This is a genomic window from Streptomyces typhae, assembly GCF_009755605.1.
GTDB lineage: Bacteria > Actinomycetota > Actinomycetes > Streptomycetales > Streptomycetaceae > Streptomyces > Streptomyces typhae.
Genome location: NZ_WPNZ01000018.1, coordinates 1 through 16593 on the forward strand (window position 1 = coordinate 1; position 16593 = coordinate 16593).

The 16593-nt window shown below is 72.2% G+C and carries 14 protein-coding genes and 2 pseudogenes; 11 read left to right on the forward strand and 5 right to left on the reverse strand.

The genetic code is table 11. The features are described from left to right. From GPA10_RS42080 to GPA10_RS28385, 3 genes and pseudogenes are all read right to left on the reverse strand, one after another. A pseudogene (locus GPA10_RS42080) lies at positions 1 to 325 on the reverse strand (hypothetical protein); the annotation flags it as partial. Next, positions 322 to 1934 (reverse strand): annotated as a pseudogene (locus GPA10_RS28380) (PP2C family protein-serine/threonine phosphatase). The pseudogenes GPA10_RS42080 and GPA10_RS28380, both read right to left, overlap by 4 nt. Before the next feature lie 328 nt (positions 1935 to 2262). Further along, entirely contained in the window at positions 2263 to 3246 is a 984-nt protein-coding gene (locus GPA10_RS28385; RefSeq protein WP_425505824.1) for a LysR family transcriptional regulator, read from the reverse strand. A 112-nt stretch (positions 3247 to 3358) separates the two neighbouring features. Between GPA10_RS28385 and GPA10_RS28390 the strand changes: the two genes are divergently transcribed. From GPA10_RS28390 to GPA10_RS28430, 9 genes are all read left to right on the forward strand, one after another. Beyond that, positions 3359 to 4252, forward strand: coding sequence for an NAD(P)H-binding protein (locus tag GPA10_RS28390; RefSeq protein ID WP_157167997.1), 894 nt, complete (start codon positions 3359 to 3361; stop codon positions 4250 to 4252). Between the two features lie 63 nt (positions 4253 to 4315). Beyond that, positions 4316 to 4699: a darcynin family protein gene (locus GPA10_RS28395; RefSeq protein WP_157168073.1), complete on the forward strand. Its 384-nt coding sequence runs from the start codon at positions 4316 to 4318 to the stop codon at positions 4697 to 4699. Positions 4700 to 4905: 206 nt separating this feature from the next. After that, positions 4906 to 5103, forward strand: coding sequence for a hypothetical protein (locus GPA10_RS28400; RefSeq protein ID WP_157167998.1), 198 nt, complete (start codon positions 4906 to 4908; stop codon positions 5101 to 5103). Between the two features lie 244 nt (positions 5104 to 5347). Beyond that, positions 5348 to 5581 (forward strand): hypothetical protein, encoded by a 234-nt coding sequence (locus GPA10_RS28405; protein WP_058846469.1) that lies wholly within the window; start codon positions 5348 to 5350, stop codon positions 5579 to 5581. Between the two features lie 158 nt (positions 5582 to 5739). Then, complete coding sequence (locus GPA10_RS28410; RefSeq protein WP_157167999.1) at positions 5740 to 7206, forward strand: aldehyde dehydrogenase family protein; 1467 nt, start codon at positions 5740 to 5742, stop codon at positions 7204 to 7206. A gap of 60 nt (positions 7207 to 7266) precedes the next feature. Continuing rightward, on the forward strand, positions 7267 to 8835 hold the full coding sequence (locus tag GPA10_RS28415; RefSeq protein ID WP_058846467.1) for a GMC family oxidoreductase: 1569 nt from the start codon (positions 7267 to 7269) through the stop codon (positions 8833 to 8835). Beyond that, the gene (locus tag GPA10_RS28420) at positions 8832 to 10277 is read left to right on the forward strand and encodes an APC family permease (RefSeq protein ID WP_343041412.1); all 1446 of its coding nucleotides are present in this window, start codon (positions 8832 to 8834) and stop codon (positions 10275 to 10277) included. The genes GPA10_RS28415 and GPA10_RS28420 overlap by 4 nt, the downstream gene beginning before the upstream one ends. A gap of 62 nt (positions 10278 to 10339) precedes the next feature. After that, positions 10340 to 11404, forward strand: a complete 1065-nt coding sequence (locus GPA10_RS28425) for an alpha/beta fold hydrolase (RefSeq protein ID WP_246259951.1) — start codon at positions 10340 to 10342, stop codon at positions 11402 to 11404. 109 nt (positions 11405 to 11513) lie between these two features. Continuing rightward, complete coding sequence (locus GPA10_RS28430) at positions 11514 to 11780, forward strand: hypothetical protein (RefSeq protein WP_058846465.1); 267 nt, start codon at positions 11514 to 11516, stop codon at positions 11778 to 11780. Positions 11781 to 11853: 73 nt separating this feature from the next. Here GPA10_RS28430 and GPA10_RS28435 read toward each other — a convergent pair whose 3' ends face one another. Then, positions 11854 to 13548, reverse strand: a complete 1695-nt coding sequence (locus tag GPA10_RS28435; protein ID WP_157168000.1) for an FG-GAP-like repeat-containing protein — start codon at positions 13546 to 13548, stop codon at positions 11854 to 11856. Between the two features lie 81 nt (positions 13549 to 13629). Continuing rightward, positions 13630 to 14202: a TetR-like C-terminal domain-containing protein gene (locus GPA10_RS28440; protein WP_058846463.1), complete on the reverse strand. Its 573-nt coding sequence runs from the start codon at positions 14200 to 14202 to the stop codon at positions 13630 to 13632. A 182-nt stretch (positions 14203 to 14384) separates the two neighbouring features. Here GPA10_RS28440 and GPA10_RS28445 point away from each other — a divergent pair, with 182 nt between their 5' ends. Then, the gene (locus GPA10_RS28445) at positions 14385 to 15551 is read left to right on the forward strand and encodes an MFS transporter (RefSeq protein ID WP_343041413.1); all 1167 of its coding nucleotides are present in this window, start codon (positions 14385 to 14387) and stop codon (positions 15549 to 15551) included. 37 nt (positions 15552 to 15588) lie between these two features. Continuing rightward, the gene (locus GPA10_RS28450) at positions 15589 to 16443 is read left to right on the forward strand and encodes an alpha/beta fold hydrolase (protein ID WP_343041414.1); all 855 of its coding nucleotides are present in this window, start codon (positions 15589 to 15591) and stop codon (positions 16441 to 16443) included. Positions 16444 to 16593: the final 150 nt, after the last annotated feature.

Below are 16593 nucleotides of genomic sequence, written 5' to 3' on the forward strand. Positions count from 1 at the left end.
CCGGCCCCTCCTCAGCCCCGCCGACACGAGGACCCGATACCCCGCCTGCCGAAGCGGCACCACGACCAGACGCCCCATCGCTCCCGGCGGCACGACGAACCGGCGCCCCGTCGGCGCGAGCGCCCGACACGCCGTCAGCCTCAACGGCACGGCGGCCCAGGCCCGCGTCGATCACGTCGGCGCGTCCGCCGGAGGCCCCGTCGGCCCCGGCGCCGCGACGCCCCGTCGCCGTCTCAGCCCCGGTGACGGGAAGCCCCGGCACCGCGCCGGTGTCGTCAAGGGCGTCGCCGCGGGCGTCCGCGCCCTCCGTGATGCGTCTGTTCATGCCGTACACCTGCCCCGGGTCGCCCCGTTCACGACGTCCGATGCGGGTCGCGGGGCGCGGTGACGGCCATGACGGCGATGTCGTCGTGGTGTCCGTCGCCGATCCACTGGGAGGTGACCATCTGGACGCGCTCGACGACGGCCTCGGCCGGCATGCCCGCGCATTCGGCCGCGGCGCGCTTGAGGCGCCGCTCGCCGAACATGGTGTCGCCGAGCGGGCCGCCCTTGGCCTCCGTGACGCCGTCGGTGAACAGCAGACACGTTTCCCCTGGCGCGAGCCGTACCTCCGTGGTCCGGGAGGCGACGGCGGGCAGGACGCCGAGCAGGGAGCCGTGGGTGTCGGCCTCCTCGACGGTGCCGTCCCGGCGCACGATGAGCGGGGCGGGGTGCCCTGCGCACGTCAGCCGTACCACCACGGTGCGCTCCACGCGGCGGACGGAGGCCAGCACGAGCGTCGCGAAGCGCGTGTGGTGGCTGCCGCGCATGGCGTTGTTCAGCAGGCGCAGCATTTTGGCGTGGTCGTCGGCCATCGGCAGCAGTGCGTGCAGGGTGTTGCGGATCTTGCCGGTGAGCACCGCGGCTTCCAGACCCTTGCCCGCCACGTCCCCGAGGACGGCGAGCGTCTCGGGGTGGTCCTCACCGGGCGGGTGGACGTCGTAGAAGTCGCCGCCGACGCGTTCGGTGTCCGCGCTGGCGCGGTACCCGCCCGCGAACTCCACCCCTTCCACCTGCCGCAGGGTGGGCGGAAGGAGTTCACGCATGAGGGTGTCGGAGATGGTGTTCTGCTCCGCGTACAGCCGGGCCGCCGACATGGCCGCGCCGGCCCGCGCGGCGAAGAGGCCGGCCAGTGACTCCTCGGCCTCGGTGAAGGCGGCGTGCTGGGCCCGGCGCAGCAGGATCAGGGCCCCGGCGGGTACGCCGTGTCCCGGGAGCGGTGTGATCGCCAGCGATCCGACCTCGCCGAACCCCGAGGGCAGCAGCCAGTCCGGGGCCGTGGCGGGGTCTATCCACCGGGAGGGCACCGGCGGGAAGCCCCGCAGTGCTTCGGCCAGTCCCGGTACGGTGTCGGGTTCCTCGAAGGCCTCGCGGCGCGTGACGTCGCCCTGCTGGTCGCAGACCACCATCGGCAGCCTCCTCGCCGCGGTGGGCGCGATGACGAGGGCCGCGTCGGCCAGGTGCTCGGTGGCCAGGCGCGCGGTGACCTCCATGCACCGGTCCAGGTTGAGCGAGGCCAGCAGGGCGCTGGAGGCCTCGGTGAGGAACCGGGTGCGTCCGCGCTCGGCCTCGAGTTCGTCCATCACCGCGTGGTAGGCGGTCTCCTCCACCAGCCACCACGCCGTGCGGCCGTCCGCAAGAGCCGACGGGTGCGCCGAGAACACCCGGTCCCCCACCGCGCCGCTCACCGTTGCCGGGCGTGTGCGGGCGGCGTCCGCGAGCCAGGCGGGGGCCGCCGCCCGTCCGGTCCGGGCAGCGGGCAGGAGGGCGGCGGCCGCGTCGTTGAGTTCCACGACACGGCCGTCCGTCTCCGTGACCACCACCGGGTACGGGGCGGACGCGGCGCTCACCGCGCTCACGGCTCCGGTACGGGGCCTGGCCGGGGAAGAAGTCATGTAACGGGCCCCTACGCGTGGACCCACACCTCACTCAGCGAAGACAGCAGAGAACCGATCTTCGGACACGGTCCCGCAAGCTGTGCGCGTCGTGCAACCACCGAACCCGCCGAACCCTCGGGCAGAACGGATGTGGCGCGCGTTTTCTCCCGAACCCTAGAGACATGCCCTCTTCCCCTGCCACAAAACCGAGGGAAGTCTCACACCCCGTTCACACGTCACCCGGCGTGACGGCATTCGACTTCGCACTCTTCCACGGCCCTCGATTTCGCACTTTTCCACGGCCTTCGATTTCGCACTCTTCCGTGGCTGCGTGACGACTGAGCAGTCAGTGCGGGCGACACTCTCCAGCGGGTGCGTGGCGCAGCGTCCTGCGGACGGCGTCGCGGAGCCAGTGGTGGGCTCCGTCCGCCGCGTGGCGGGGGTGCCAGGCCATGCCGAGGGTCAGGGGCGGCAGGGACAAGGGCATGTCGAGGACGTGCAGGCCGAGGGTGGTGGCGGCTTCGGTGAGGGGCGAGGGGGAGGCTCCGGGAGGCGAGACGGGGACCAGGCAGACGGCGTCGGTGCGGGCGGCCAGCGTCATCGCCGCCAGGTGGCTGGGCAGGACGACGGTGACGCGGCGGTCGAGCCCCAGCTCGGCCAGGGCCGCGTCCAGAGGTCCGGCGAACCGTCCGCGGCGGCTGACCGCGACGTGTTCGGCGGCGGCGAGCCGTTCCGGGGTCAGGGTCCCCTCGGTGAGGGGGTGGCCGGGGCGGACGGCCGCCGTCATGGAGAGGGTGGCCAGTGCCTCGACCCGGGTCTCGGGGTCGGCGTGGTCGATCGCACCGACTTCCAGGTCGATGCGGCCGTCGCGCAGGGCCGGTCCGGCCTCCAGGTCCTCGGCCCTGAACCGCAGCGAGACCCCGGGCGCCTCCCGCCGGGCCAGGCGGAGCAGTCCGGGCGCCAGGGCCGCACCGACGACGTCGGCGGCCTGGAGGGTGAAGGTGCTGCGCAGCGTGGCGGGGTCGATGTCGGTGCCGGGGGCGAGCAGCGCTCCGAGGCGGCGCACCACGGTGGCGGCCTCCTCGCGCAGGGCCTGGGCGCGCGGTGTGGGCACCATGGCCTGCCCGGCACGGACGAGAAGGGGGTCCTGGAGGAGGCGGCGGAGCCTGGCGAGGGTGCGGCTCATGGCGGCCGGTGAGGTGTGCAGGCGGGCGGCGGCGCGGGTGACGCTCTGCTCGGCCAGCAGGGCGTCGAGGGCGACGGCGAGGTTGGCATCGATGGCCGGAGCCTCGACGGGCTGGGGGTTGTTCACGCTGTTCGGGCTGCTCACCGTGGTTATTCCATTTCAGGCAATGATTGCGTGCTCAAGTTCCCATTGTGGCAACACCTCGGGTCTCCGCAGGATGAGGGCGTACCGAAACGGCACGACCTACGAGGTTTTCATGATCGTCATTACTGCTCCCACCGGAAACATCGGCAGGCGGCTGCTGCCCCTGCTCCTGGAGTCCGCCCCCGCCCGCGGCGAGGACCTGCGGGTGGTCGTGCGGGACCCCGCCCGGCTCCCCGACTCCGTACGCGACCGCGTCGAGGTGGTCGTCGGATCGCACGGCGACACGGAGGTCGTCGACCGTGCCTTCGAGGGCGCGGACGCCGTGTTCTGGCTCGTCCCGCCGGACTCCGCCAAGACCCCGGCGGACGCCTACTCCACCTTCACCCGCCCCGCCGCGAAGGCGCTCGCCGCCCACGGTGTCGGCCATGTCGTCGGGGTCTCCGCCCTCGGCCGCGGAACGCCGCTCGCCCGCAGCGCCGGGCTCGTCACCGCCTCGCTGGCCATGGACGACGTCATCGCGGACACCGGTGTCGCCTACCGGGCCCTGGCCAACCCCTCCTTCTACGAGAACCTCCTGGAGGAGGCCGGATCGATCCGCGAGAAGGGTGTCTTCGTCGACGTCGTGGAGGCCGACCGCAAGGCACCCTTCGTCTCCGTCGCCGACATCGCCGCGGTGGCCGCCGGTCTGCTCCTCGACCGCTCCTGGAGCGGCAACGGCAGCGTCCCCGTCCTCGGTCCGCAGGACCTGTCCCCCGACGACATGGCCCGCGTCATGTCCGAGCAGCTCGGCCGCCCCGTGCGCTACGAACGCCGGCCCTTCGCCGAGCTGCGCGCCACCCTCGTCGGCCACGGCCTGAACGAGGAGTTCGTCGACGGCATCGTCGAGATGAAGCAGGCCAAGGACCGGGGCCTGGACGCGGGGGTCGCCCGCACCCCGGACACCGCCACCCCCACCACCTTCGAGCAGTGGTGCGCCGAGGTCCTCAAGCCCGCCGTACTCGGCTGAGGCGGCCCTGCGAGCCGCCGTCCGCACCACCCTTCACCGCACCGACAGGGGAAGACCATGCCCATGCAGGAAACCGCTCCGGCCGACGCTCAGGAAGCCGCGCCGCCGGTCACCGCCTTCATGCTCGTCAAGACCACGCCCGAGTGGCTCGCCATGACTCCCGAGGAGCGGGTGCGCGCCTTCTCCACCGAGGTCGTCCCGGCCGTCGAGGCCAGGACCACCGGGGTCCGGTCGCGCTTCTACGACACGGAGTTCTACTCGACGCGCGTCACCGACGTCTGGGTGTGGGAGGCCGACGACCACCACGTCTACCAGCTCCTCGTCGACGCGCTGCGCGAAACCCCGTTCTGGGACCGCTACTTCACGGTCGTCGACCTTCTCGTCGGCACCGAGAACGGCTACGCCCGCACCTACGGCACCGAGGCCGTCGCCACCCTCACCACCTGACCGGGGTGTCGAGGAACTCCGGCACCCCGAACGCGCCCACGTTCGATGACGGTGACTCAGGCAGCGCCCCCGCCGCACCGGTGGGGCGGCCGCCCCACCGTCGGAGCAGCGGTCGCACCGTCGGAGTAGCCGTGGATGCGGAGTGCCCGAAGCCGGGGTGGAATCGGTGGAGAACAGCTGCACTCACTCCACCTGGGAGAAATTTCATGCGTATTCGCACGCTGACCGCGGCCGCGGCCCTCGCCTGTGTCGCCATCCTCGGCGGCGCCACCGCCGCCTCCGCCGCCACCCCGATGTCCGCCCCCGTGGACCTGGACGACCCGGCCCACTCGCACTACGGCCAGCTCGGCAGCAACGGGTCCGGCCAGGGCGCGTCCATCGTGGCGAACGACTACCACCTCTGACGGCTCCTGTCGGAGCGAGGGCTCCCGTGCACTGACGGGCCCTCAGGGAAACGGCCCCTCCCCCGAGGGGCCGTTTCCCTTTCCTCCCGTACGGGCGGGCGGCCCGGTCCCGGGCGGCATCCGCCCATCGAGCTGTCGTCTGCGTCTGTTCGAGTGGAGAGCGCGCGCTGTCCCGTTACGCGGCCGGGCCGTCGCGGCAGGTGATAGAGCGACAGTAGCTGCATATTCCAGGAGGAATATCCTCATGCGTGTTCGTTCCACCATCCTCGCCGCCGCTCTCACCGTGTCTGTCCTGGGTATCGGGGCCGGCGCGGCCGTCGCCGACGACCACGACCGCCACAACCCGCCCGTCGAGGGCTACGACCACGAGGGCATCAAGCGCACCTACGACAGCGTCGGCGGCCAGCTCGGCATCGTCTGGTCGACGCTCGACGCCCACGACAACGAGGGCACCGGCCGCTACGCCGACAAGCGCTGACGACCGCGTTCGGCGGAGCAGTCAACACCCCACGCCCGAGGCGGGCGTGGACACGAAGTCCCCTCCCGGGGCAGGGCCGGCGCAAGGGTCCCTGCCCCGGGAGGTGCCGTTCGGGGGCGACCTCGGCACGGACACGTACGAGAGCGAGGGAGCGCGCGATGCCGGAACTGTTCGTCGACGGCGAGTGGACCGGGGCCGTCCACGGTGCGCGGCGGGATGTGGTCAACCCGTTCGACGCGTCCGTGGTCCAGCAGGTCGACGACGCCGACGAGGCGGACGTGGACCTCGCCGTACGGGCCGCCCGGCGCGCCTTCGACCGCGGTGACTGGTCGGACGCGCCCACCCGGGAACGGGCGGACGTGCTGCTCGATGTGAGCCGGTTCCTGCTGCGGGACCAGGAGGAGATCGCCCACGTCGAGACGCTCGACACGGGCAAGACGCTCGCCGAGGCCCGGATCGACGTCGAGGACGTGTCGAACGCGTTCCGCTACTTCGGTGAGATCGCCGACAAGGACGGCGGCCGGGTCGTGGACGTCGGGCCCGACGTGCTGAGCCGGGTCACTCATCACCCCGTCGGTGTGTGTGCGCTGATCGCGCCGTGGAACTACCCGCTGCTCCAGGCCTCCTGGAAGGTCGCACCGGCGCTCGCGGCGGGCAACACCTTCGTGCTCAAGCCGAGCGAGACCACGCCGCTCTCGACGATCCACATGATCCGGCTGATCGCGGAGGCGGGTGCTCCGGCGGGGGTCGCGAACCTGGTGCTCGGCCCCGGGTCCACCGTGGGCGCGGCCACGTCCGCGCACGCCGAGGTGGACCTGGTCTCCTTCACCGGCGGTCTCGCCACCGGCCGCAGGATCATGGAGGCGTGCGCCCCGGGGGTGAAGAACCTCGCCCTCGAACTCGGCGGCAAGAACCCCAACGTGGTGTTCGCCGACTGCGACTTCGAGACCGCCGTGGACCACGCCCTGGAGGCGTCGTTCCTGCACTCGGGGCAGGTCTGCTCGGCCGGTTCCCGGCTCCTCGTGGAGGACTCGCTGCACGACCGGTTCGTGGAGCGGCTCGCCGCCCGCGCGGGCACGATCCGGCTCGGCAGCGGACTCGACCCGCGAACCGAGAGCGGCCCGCTCAGTTCGGCGGAGCACCGGGAGAAGGTCGAGGGCTATCTGGAGATCGCCCGCGAGGAGGGCGCCCGCCTCGTGTGCGGAGGGCGGCGCCCGGACGATCCCGAGCTGTCGCGCGGCTTCTTCCTGCTGCCCACCGTCTACGCCGACTGCGACCGCTCCATGCGGATCGTGCAGGAGGAGGTGTTCGGCCCCGTGGTCACGGTGGAACGCTTCCGCTCCGAGGACGAGGCCGTGGAACTCGCCAACGACACCCGGTACGGCCTCGCGGGCGGGCTGTGGACGAGCGACGCGAGCCGCGCCCAGCGGGTCGCCGCGCGGCTGCGGCACGGCACCGTCTGGATCAACGACTTCCACCCCTATGTGCCGCAGGCGGAGTGGGGCGGCTTCGGGCGCTCCGGCTTCGGCCGGGAGCTCGGGCCCACCGGTCTGCGCGAGTACCAGGAGGCCAAGCACATCTACCAGAACCTGCGGCCGGCCCCCGGCGGCTGGTTCAAGGGCTGACAGGACGAGGGCCGACACGGCGAGGGCCGACAGGACCGGGTGCGAGGCGAGGGCGACAGCATGGACGACGAGACGACGACCTACGACTACCTGATCATCGGCGGCGGTACGGCGGGGTCCGTACTGGCCGCGCGGCTCAGCGAGGACCCCGCGTGCCGGGTGTGCGTGGTGGAGGGCGGGCCGAGCGATGTCGGTGACGAGCGCATCCTGAAACTCCGCAACTGGATCAATCTGCTCGGCTCCGAGTTCGACTACGGATACACCACCGAGGAGCAGGCGCGCGGCAACTCCCACATCCTGCACTCCCGCGCGCGGGTGCTCGGCGGCTGCTCCTCGCACAACACCCTGATCAGCTTCCTGCCGTTCCCGCAGGACCTGGAGGAGTGGGTGCGCGGCGGCTGCGACGGCTGGGGGCCGGAGACGATCCTGCCGTACCGGTCGCGCCTGCGGAACACGATCGTGCCCGTCGGCGCGGCCGACCGCAACGCCGTCGCGCAGGACTTCGTCACGGCGGCGAGCACCGGGCTCGGCGTCCCGGTCGTCGAGGACTTCAACGCGCGTCCGTTCACCGACGGCGCCGGGTTCTTCTCCCTCGCCTACGACCCGGCCACCAACAACCGTTCCTCCGCCTCGGTCGCGTATCTGCACCCCGTCATGGACCGGCCGAACCTGACGCTGCGTCTGGAGACCTGGGCGTACCGGCTGTTGCGTGACGCCGAGGGCCGCTTCACACGTGTGCAGGTGCGCAACCCCGACGGCTCGGTGTCGACGCTGGAGGCCGAGGCGGAGGTGCTGCTGTGCGCCGGGGCCATCGACACGCCGCGGCTGCTCCTGCTCTCCGGCATCGGGCCCGCGGACCAGCTGCGCGACCTGGGCATCGAGGTCGGCGCGGACATGCCGGGGGTCGGGGAGAACCTCCTCGACCACCCCGAGTCGGTGATGGTGTGGGAGACCCGCGGACCGCTGCCGCCCAACTCGGCGATGGACTCCGACGCCGGTCTCTTCCTGCGCCGCGACGCGGCGGGCGGCCCGCGCCCGGACCTGATGTTCCACTTCTACCAGGTGCCGTTCACGACCAACACCGAACGCCTCGGCTATCCCGTTCCCGAGCACGGCGTCTGTATGACCCCCAATGTGCCGCGCGCCCGCTCGGTGGGCCGCATGTGGCTGCGCAGCGCGGACCCGGCCGTCAAACCCGCCCTGGACTTCCGCTACTTCACCGACCCCGAGGGCTACGACGAACGTACGATCGTCGACGGTCTGCGGATCGCCCGCGAGGTGGCGGCCACCGCGCCGCTCAGCGACTGGCTGCTGCGCGAGGTGGCGCCGGGCCCGGACGTCCGGTCCGACGCCGATCTCTCGGAGTACGGGCGCCGGGCCGCGCACACCGTCTACCACCCGGCTGGGACCTGCCGGATGGGTGCCGAGGACGACCCTCTCGCGGTGGTCGATCCGCAGTTGCGGCTGCGCGGGCACGACGGTCTTCGCATCGTGGACGCGTCCGTGTTCCCCACCATGCCGACCATCAACCCGATGGTCACCGTGCTGCTCGCCGCAGAACGCGCGGCGGACCTCATCACCGCACGGCCCGCGCCCGCACCGCTCGGCACGGAAGCGGCCGACCGGTGACCGCCCCCGGCGGGGGCGCCGGCGCCGGCGAGAAGAAGTCGGAGTTCCGCAAGGACATGGGCCCCTGGGCGAACTTCGCCCTCGGGTTCACCTACCTCTCCCCGGTGGTGAGCACCTACACCCTCTTCGGCACGGCGCTCGCCGACGGCGGCCCGCCGATGATCTGGGCGTTCGTCATGGCGGGCTGCGGGCAGTTCCTCGTCGCCCTCGTCTTCGGCGAGGTCGTCGCGCAGTACCCGGTAGCGGGCGGCGTCTATCCCTGGGCGCGGCGGCTGTGGGGCAAGCGCTGGGCGTGGATGACCGGATGGGTCTACATGTGGGCGCTGCTCGTCACCATCACCAGCGTCGCGTACGGCGCGGGCCCCTACATCGCGATCCTGCTCGGCTTCCGCCCCACCGTGCACACCACCGTCCTGTGCACGGTCGCGCTCATCGTCATCGCGGTGCTCATCAACTACGCGGGCACGAAGGCCTTGTCGACAGCGGCGCTGATCGGCTTCAGCGCGGAGCTGCTCGGCGCGCTCGTCGTGGGTGTCATCCTGCTGACCACGCACCGCTTCCACGGCCTCGGCGTCCTCTTCGACGACTTCGGCGCGGCGGGTGACGGGTCCTATCTGCCGGTCTTCCTCGGCGCGGCCATCATCGGCTTCTACCAGTACTACGGCTTCGAGGCCTGCGGGGACGTCGCCGAGGAGGTCAAGCATCCCGGCAAGGTCATCCCCAAGGCGATGCGGCGCACCATCTACGTCGGCGGGGCGGCGGCGACGTTCACGTGTCTGACGCTGCTCCTCGCCGTCGTCGACTACCGGGCGGTGATCTCGGGGGAGGACTCCGACCCGGTGGTCCGGGTCCTTTTCGACGCCCTCGGCGAGGCGGGCGCGCGGACCGTGATGGCCGTGGTCCTCATCTCCTTCCTGTCCTGCACCATCAGCCTCCAAGCGGCGGCCGGGCGGTTGATCTACTCCTACGCCCGCGACGAGATGATCATCGGGCACCGGCTGCTGCGGACGTTCTCGGCGGCGCGCGCGGTGCCTCCGTACGCCCTGCTCGTCGCGGCGGTCGTGCCCGCGCTGATCGCGGTCGGTTCACTGATCTCCACGGACGCCCTCACCAAGATCGTGTCCTTTGCGATCCTCGGCATCTACGGCGCCTTCCAGATGGTCGTCCTCGCGGCGCTGCGGGCCCGCCTCAAGGGCTGGAAGCCGAGCGGCGAGTACCGGCTCGGCCGCTGGGGCCTCCTGGTCAACGTCGGGGCGCTCGCCTACGGGATCTTCGCCGTCGTCAACATCGCCTGGCCCCGCACGCCTGAGGCCGCCTGGTACGACAACTGGATCGTGCTGCTCAGCGGTGGCGTCGTGGTGGTCGCGGGCCTGGTGTACATGTTCACCACCCACCACTACGGACGCGGTGACGCCCCCTCGGGGAGCGCCGTACCCGACTAGGCTCTTTTGCGGTACCGCAAGAAAATTCGCGAGTTCGTCATGGCCAGTGCCACCGTCGGGCCATGACACAGACACACGGCCCCGGGGGCAGGGTCCCGTCCCGCCTGATCGGAACCGGCGTGCTCGTCCTGGCGCTCTGCGCGGGCGGTGCGATCGAGTGGGGCGCGCCGGACGCCGCGGCCACACCCCCGGCCACGGCCTCCGCCACCGCCGCCTCCTCCTCGGCCGCCCACGATGCCGCCACCCGGCACGACACGGAGTTCAACAAGACGTTCACGCACAAGTTCGCCGAGGTCCGCGGCGTGCGCATGCACTATGTCACCGGTGGGCGCGGGCCCGCCCTGGTGCTGCTGCACGGCTGGCCGCAGTCCTGGTACGAGTGGCGCGAACTCATGCCGTCCCTCGCCGAGCACTACACCGTCTACGCGCTCGACCTCCCGGGCCTCGGCGACAGCCAGGGCAGCCCCAGGAGCTTCGACAAGAAGACGCTCGCGCGCTACGTCGACGGTCTGCGCGACCGCATCGGGCTCGACTCGTTCGACCTGGTCGCACACGATCTGGGCGCCGGAGTCGGGTTCCAGTACGCCTCGCAGTTCCCCGACCGGGTCAAGTCCTATGTCCACATGGACTACCCGCTCCCGGGACGCGGGCTCCCCGCCGCGCGGTACCGCTCCTTCTCCTGGCACATGGCGTTCAACAGCCAGAAGAGGATCCCCGAGCAACTCGTCGACAGCCCCGGCGACGTACGGGAGTACCTGACCGGGTTCTACCCCCAAGTCGCCTTCGGGGGTGCGGCGTTCGGAGGCACAAGGACCTCCTCGCCCTTCACCCGCGAGGAGACCGACGAATACGTCCGCACGTACAGCGACCCGCGCGTGCTGCACAACGGGTTCGAGCTCTACCGGAGCCTGGACCAGGACGAGCGCGACAACGCCGCCGCCCGCCCGGTGCGGGCCCGCACGCTCCTGCTCACGGCGACCGGCTCGCTCGCCGCCACCCTGCCCACCCTGCGACCCGGGTTCACCGACCTCACCCGCTCCGCCGAGATCCCGAAGTCGGGGCACTGGCTGGCCGAGGAGAACACCCGGGCCGTACGGGACGAGATCCTCGGCTTCCTCCGCGGGTGAGCCCGGTCCGCCGAAGGCCGGTGTGGGCCGTCGCGGACGCACCGTAGCCAACCCCCTTGCGGTGTGGGATGGTCTAGACCTGACCGAAAACGAGGGAGGGCTCGACGTCATGCACTTGCGCAAGATGTTCGCCGGCGCGGCTGTGGCCGCCACCGTTGCCGGTGTCGGTCTGATGGCCGCTCCGGCGGCCCAGGCGGCCGGTACCGCACAGACCGGCGCCGCCGGAGCCACGGCATGGATCCCCTGGGGTACGTACGCGGACCTGTCCAACTGTCACCATGCGGGGCAGTGGGCCGTGCAGAACGCCGGCGCGTCCAACTACACCTGCTCGCTGAACGCGTCCCAGCAGTACGACTTGTACATCTACCGCGTCTGACGTCCCCCGCGGACGTCGGCGCGAGGCGCCCGCCGCCGGACCTCCGGCCGCGGGCGCAGTCGTCGGCGCCGTGTCAGGTTCCGGGCAGTTCCACGTGGTCGCCGTACCAGGAACCCGGCGGCCGCTCCCAGGACCTCATCGGGTTGCCGAGGCCGCCCTCGGCCTTGCCGTGGAGCGTGAGCAGGGCCGCGACGCCGTTGTTCTCGCCCTTGAAGAGACCGATGTCCTGGCGTCCGTCGGCGTCGTAGTCGCCGGAGGTGATGTGGCTGTGCCGGAAGGTCCAGGTGCCCGGAGGGGCCCTCCAGACCACGGCCGGGACCTCGAAACCGCCCTGGGCGTCCGCCGCGAAGCGCCACAGGGACACCGAGCCGTCGCCGTAGCCGTAGAACGCGACCACCTCGTCGCGCCCGTCGCCGTCGTAGTCACCGGCCGTCAGCCGCGCCTCGTGGCCCCACCAGTTGCCCGGCGGCCGTGACCAGGAGGTGTGCGGGGCCGAGAAGCCGCTGCCGTCCGTGCCCAGCAGGGTGGAGAAGGTCACCGAGCCGTCCCGGGTGCCCTTGAAGAGCGGGATGTCCTGGCGTCCGTCGGCGTTGTAGTCGCCCGAGACGAAGTGGCTCTCGTCGAAGTGCCAGGTGCCCTTCGGGGCGCTCCACTGGACGGTCGGGGTCAGGAAGCCGCCCTGCGCGGTGGTCTCGAAGCGCCACAGGGACACCGAGCCGTCGGTGTAGCCGTAGAACGCGGCCAGTTCGTCGCGGCCGTCGCCGTCGTAGTCACCGGCCGTCAGCTTCGTCTGGCTGCCCCACCAGTTGCCCGGCGGGCGCTCCCACGTCTTCACGGGCGCCGCGTATCCGCCGCCCTTCGTGCCGAGGAGGGTGAGCAGCGCGGCCGAACCGTCCGCGGCGCCCTTGAACAGGGCCGCGTCGCGGAGGCCGTCGCCGTTGAAGTCACCGGTGGTGAGGCCGCTCTCCCGGAAGTTCCAGGTACCGGTGGGCGAGACGTACGGGGTGCCGGGCACCTCGAAGCCGCCGGACGGGTTCGCCGGGAACCTGAAGAGCGTCACGGCTCCGTCGTCGTACCCGTACAGCGCGCTCAGGTCGTCCTGCCGGATCTCGTTGCCGGTACGGTCCGGGCGTTGCCGGAAGGCGATGCCCTTCTGCTCCTCGCAGGGGGCCAGGACGATCGGGGCGCCGCTGCGGGTGGTGGCGTTCTCGACCTCCAGGCAGGGTGCCGTCAGCGACGACAGCGTGGTCCGGATCCACGCGTGCTCCTCCCGGCTGTCCAGAAGGAAGTTCACCCCGGGATGGTCCGCGCAGCCCCACTGCTCGACACGTGGGCCCGCGGGCCTGCCGGGCGCCGTCCGCGTCTCCACCGCCAGGCACTTGCCGCTGTGCGCGTTGACGAGCAGGACCGCGCCGCCGCCCGCCGACGAGGACCGGACCAGCCAGCGCGCGCCGGGCTGCCCCGCGCAGTCGCCCTGCTGGACGGGCGCGCCGTCGGCCGAGGAGGAGTCGGCGACCTCCACGCACTTGCCGCTGCCGGCGTTGAGGATGTTGACCGGTGTGTCCGCGCCGCGCGGGCCGGGTGCCGGGACGCCGCGCGCGGCCGGGGCGGCCGGTGCGGGTACCGCGGCCGGCGCGGGCGGCGTCAGGACCGCGGCGAGCACCGGCAGCACCCCGAGGACCAGAGCGGCGCACCAGCGCCACGGCGTTCCGCGCCCGGACGAGCGCCCGGCCCCCGCCGCCCGTGCTCTTCGACGACCGACACTCATGACGACCCGCCCCCTGTTCCCCGCTCCGGCTGCACAGCGACGGCCGACCCTGGCACCCGTCGCTGACGCGCGGCTGACGCGTCAGTCCGGGAGCAGGCGGGACACGAGGGAGCCGGTCCACTCGGGAGTGAGGGGGAAGTCGGTGAAGACGGCGCGGTAGTAGAGGGGGGCGAGCACGGCGTCCGTGGTGTGTTCGAGGGACGGCGCCTGTTCGCCCCGGGCCCGCGCCCGTTCGAGGATGGCTTCGAGCTGTCGCCGGCGCTCGCCGCGGCAGGCGGCGGCGCCCTGTTCCCCGCCCGTACCGATGGTGGCGCGCACCAGGGCGAGGGTGTCCGGGTCGCCGAGGTCCTTGGCGAGGTCGGACGCGTAGCGCTCCAGGTCCCCGCGCACGCTGCCGGTGTCCGGTACCACGATCTCGCCGGTGAAGCGGCTGGTCGTGACGTCGGCAAGGAGTTCGCCGACGGAGCCCCAGCGGCGGTAGACCGTGGTGGCGTGCACGCCCGCGCGGGCCGCCACGGCCGGGATCGTCATCGGTTCCCCGGCCTCGTCGGCGACCAGTTCCCGAACGGCCCGGTGGACGGCGGCACGGACTCGGGCGGACCGCCCGCCGGGCCGGCTGCCGGTCTGGGGCGGAGGAGTTGTCGGAGCAGGCATGCGCCCATTATTGCACTGATCACTGCTTTTTTACCGCAGCGATCGCTGCGTTTATGTTACCTTCGGACCGCTAACGCAACGATCACTGCGAGGCTTGTATGCCTGTTGACTCCTCCCCCGTCGCACCGCCCTCCGGTGCCGGCGCTCCGCACGGCGCGCCGCGGAAGGGCGCCTTTCCCTCCGTGGCCGCGATCCTCGTCCTCTTCCTCGCCGCTTCCAGCGCCCCGTCCCCGCTCTACGTGATCTACCAGCAGCAGTGGCGGTTCACCGCGTGGGTGCTCACCGTCGTCTTCGCCCTCTACGTCCTCGGCCTGCTGGGCTCCCTCCTCGTCGTCGGAGCCCTCTCGGACCATCTCGGCCGACGGCCGGTGCTCGCCGCGGCGATCGCCCTGGAGGTGGTCGCGCTCGCCCTGTTCCTCTGCGCAGGGAACGTGTACGTCCTGTCCGCCGCCCGGGTGCTGCAGGGCATCGCGACCGGCGCGGCCACGACCGCCCTGAGCGCGACGCTCGTCGACCTCGAACCGTCGCGCGGACGGGCGGGAGTGGTCACCTCGGTGGCGCCTCTGACCGGACTCGCGCTCGGCGCGCTCGGCAGCGGCGTCCTGGTCGAGTTCGGGCCCGCCCCGACCCGGCTCGTCTACGCGCTGCTGCTCGGCGCCATGGCGCCCGCGGCCCTGGCCGTCGCCCTCCTGCCGGAGACCTCGCTCCGCCGGCCGGGAGCGGTCGCCTCGCTGCGCCCGCGGGTCGCGATGCCCGCGCACCTGCGCGCCGACATCCTCCCGGTGGTACCGGCGATGATCGCCACCTGGGCGCTCGCCGGGATGTATCTCTCCCTCGGCCCGTCCGTCGCCGCCGGGCTGCTTGGCCTGCACAACCACCTGGTCGGCGGCGTCGTCGTGACGCTCCTCGCGGGCACCGGAGCGCTCGCGGTCCTGCTGCTCCGCTCCCGTCCCGCGACCCGGCTGCTCGCCCCCTCGTCCGCGCTGCTCGGGCTCGGCACCCTGATGTCGCTCACCGGCGTGCGCGAGGACCTCGTCCGGCTCGCCGCGGCCGGCACCGTGGTCGCCGGCCTCGGCTTCGGCGCATCCGTCCTCGCGACGTTCGGCACCTTCGCCAGGGTCGCCGAGCCGCACGAGCGCAGCGCGGTCTTCGCCCTGGCGAACGTCATCAACTACCTCGGCAACAGCGTTCCCGCCGTGCTCGGCGGAATCGCCGTCACCGCCCTGGGGCTGCGGACCGCCACCGAGATCTACGCGCTCGCGATCGTGGTGATCACCTTCTCCGCCCTCGCCCTGCGCCTGAACCAGCTACGGACCGAGCGCCGCGCCGCCCTGACCCCGTGCCGCTGAGACCCGTCCCCTCCTCCGACGAAACCAAGGAGACATCGTGACCACCACGCGCACTACGAACGCCGCGAGCAGCGCGAGCAGTTCCGGCAGCAAGGGCAGGATCAGGACGCACCGTGAAGTGCGGCGACAGGACCACACCACCATCCGGTACACGGCCGGCGGCCCCGCCGACGGCCCCGCCCTCGCGCTCGTCCACGGCTGGGGGTGCGACCGCGGCGACTTCGACGCGGTGACCGACCATCTGCCGGACACCCACCGCGTCCTCGCGATCGACCTCGCCGAACACGGCGAGTCGCGGTCGACCCGGGACGTGTGGACCATGGAGGAGTTCGCCCGCGACGTGGCCGCCGTCCTGGAAGCCGAGTCGGTGGACACGGCCGTGGTGGCCGGACACTCCCTCGGCGGGGCGGTCGCGGTGGAGGTCGGCCGGCTGCTCCCCGACACCGTCTCGCACGTGGTCGCGCTCGACGCCCTGCACTATCTGTCCCTGTTCCCCGCGATGAGCGACGAGCAGGCCGAGGCGTTCCTCCGCGCGTTCCGTGAGGACTTCGCCGCGGGTGTGCGGGGCCTGGTGGAAGGAGGGTCGCCGAAAGGCACGGACCCGGCCCTGAAGGACGCTTACTTCACGAAGATGGTCGCGGTACGGCAGCCCGCCGGTCTGCGCGCCATGGAGGGGCTCGTGCGCTGGGACATGGACACGGCGCTGCGCGAGACGAAGCAGCCGGTCACCGTGTTCGCGGTAGGTGACCTTCTGACGCAGGAAGCGATCGACCGCTACCGGGACCGCTTCGACCTCGTACGCGTCGACCTGGGCACCCATCACTTCCCGGTGGAGGCCCCGGAGGGCACGGCGAAGCTCCTGACGAGTGTCCTGGAGAGCGTGAACAGCTGAATGCCGGGCGAAGGCGCGAGCCGCGGGATGCCCCGCGGCCCGCGCCTTCGCCGCGTCTCCCCCACCGTCGCGGGACCCGGCCTCCGGTAATACTCGAGCGCCGCGCCCGGAACGGATTCGCCGGAATGCGGTATCCCGTGTTCGCGGGCC

Excerpts from the sequence above, each read along its gene's own strand:
- GPA10_RS28390 (WP_157167997.1), top strand. The coding sequence starts at position 3,359 with ATGATCGTCATTACTGCTCCCACCGGAAACATCGGCAGGCGGCTGCTG.
- GPA10_RS28395 (WP_157168073.1), top strand. The coding sequence starts at position 4,316 with ATGCAGGAAACCGCTCCGGCCGACGCTCAGGAAGCCGCGCCGCCGGTC.
- GPA10_RS28400 (WP_157167998.1), top strand. The coding sequence starts at position 4,906 with ATGCGTATTCGCACGCTGACCGCGGCCGCGGCCCTCGCCTGTGTCGCC.
- GPA10_RS28405 (WP_058846469.1), top strand. The coding sequence starts at position 5,348 with ATGCGTGTTCGTTCCACCATCCTCGCCGCCGCTCTCACCGTGTCTGTC.
- GPA10_RS28410 (WP_157167999.1), top strand. The coding sequence starts at position 5,740 with ATGCCGGAACTGTTCGTCGACGGCGAGTGGACCGGGGCCGTCCACGGT.
- GPA10_RS28415 (WP_058846467.1), top strand. The coding sequence starts at position 7,267 with ATGGACGACGAGACGACGACCTACGACTACCTGATCATCGGCGGCGGT.
- GPA10_RS28425 (WP_246259951.1), top strand. The coding sequence starts at position 10,340 with ATGACACAGACACACGGCCCCGGGGGCAGGGTCCCGTCCCGCCTGATC.
- GPA10_RS28430 (WP_058846465.1), top strand. The coding sequence starts at position 11,514 with ATGCACTTGCGCAAGATGTTCGCCGGCGCGGCTGTGGCCGCCACCGTT.
- GPA10_RS28435 (WP_157168000.1), bottom strand. The coding sequence starts at position 13,548 with ATGAGTGTCGGTCGTCGAAGAGCACGGGCGGCGGGGGCCGGGCGCTCG.
- GPA10_RS28440 (WP_058846463.1), bottom strand. The coding sequence starts at position 14,202 with ATGCCTGCTCCGACAACTCCTCCGCCCCAGACCGGCAGCCGGCCCGGC.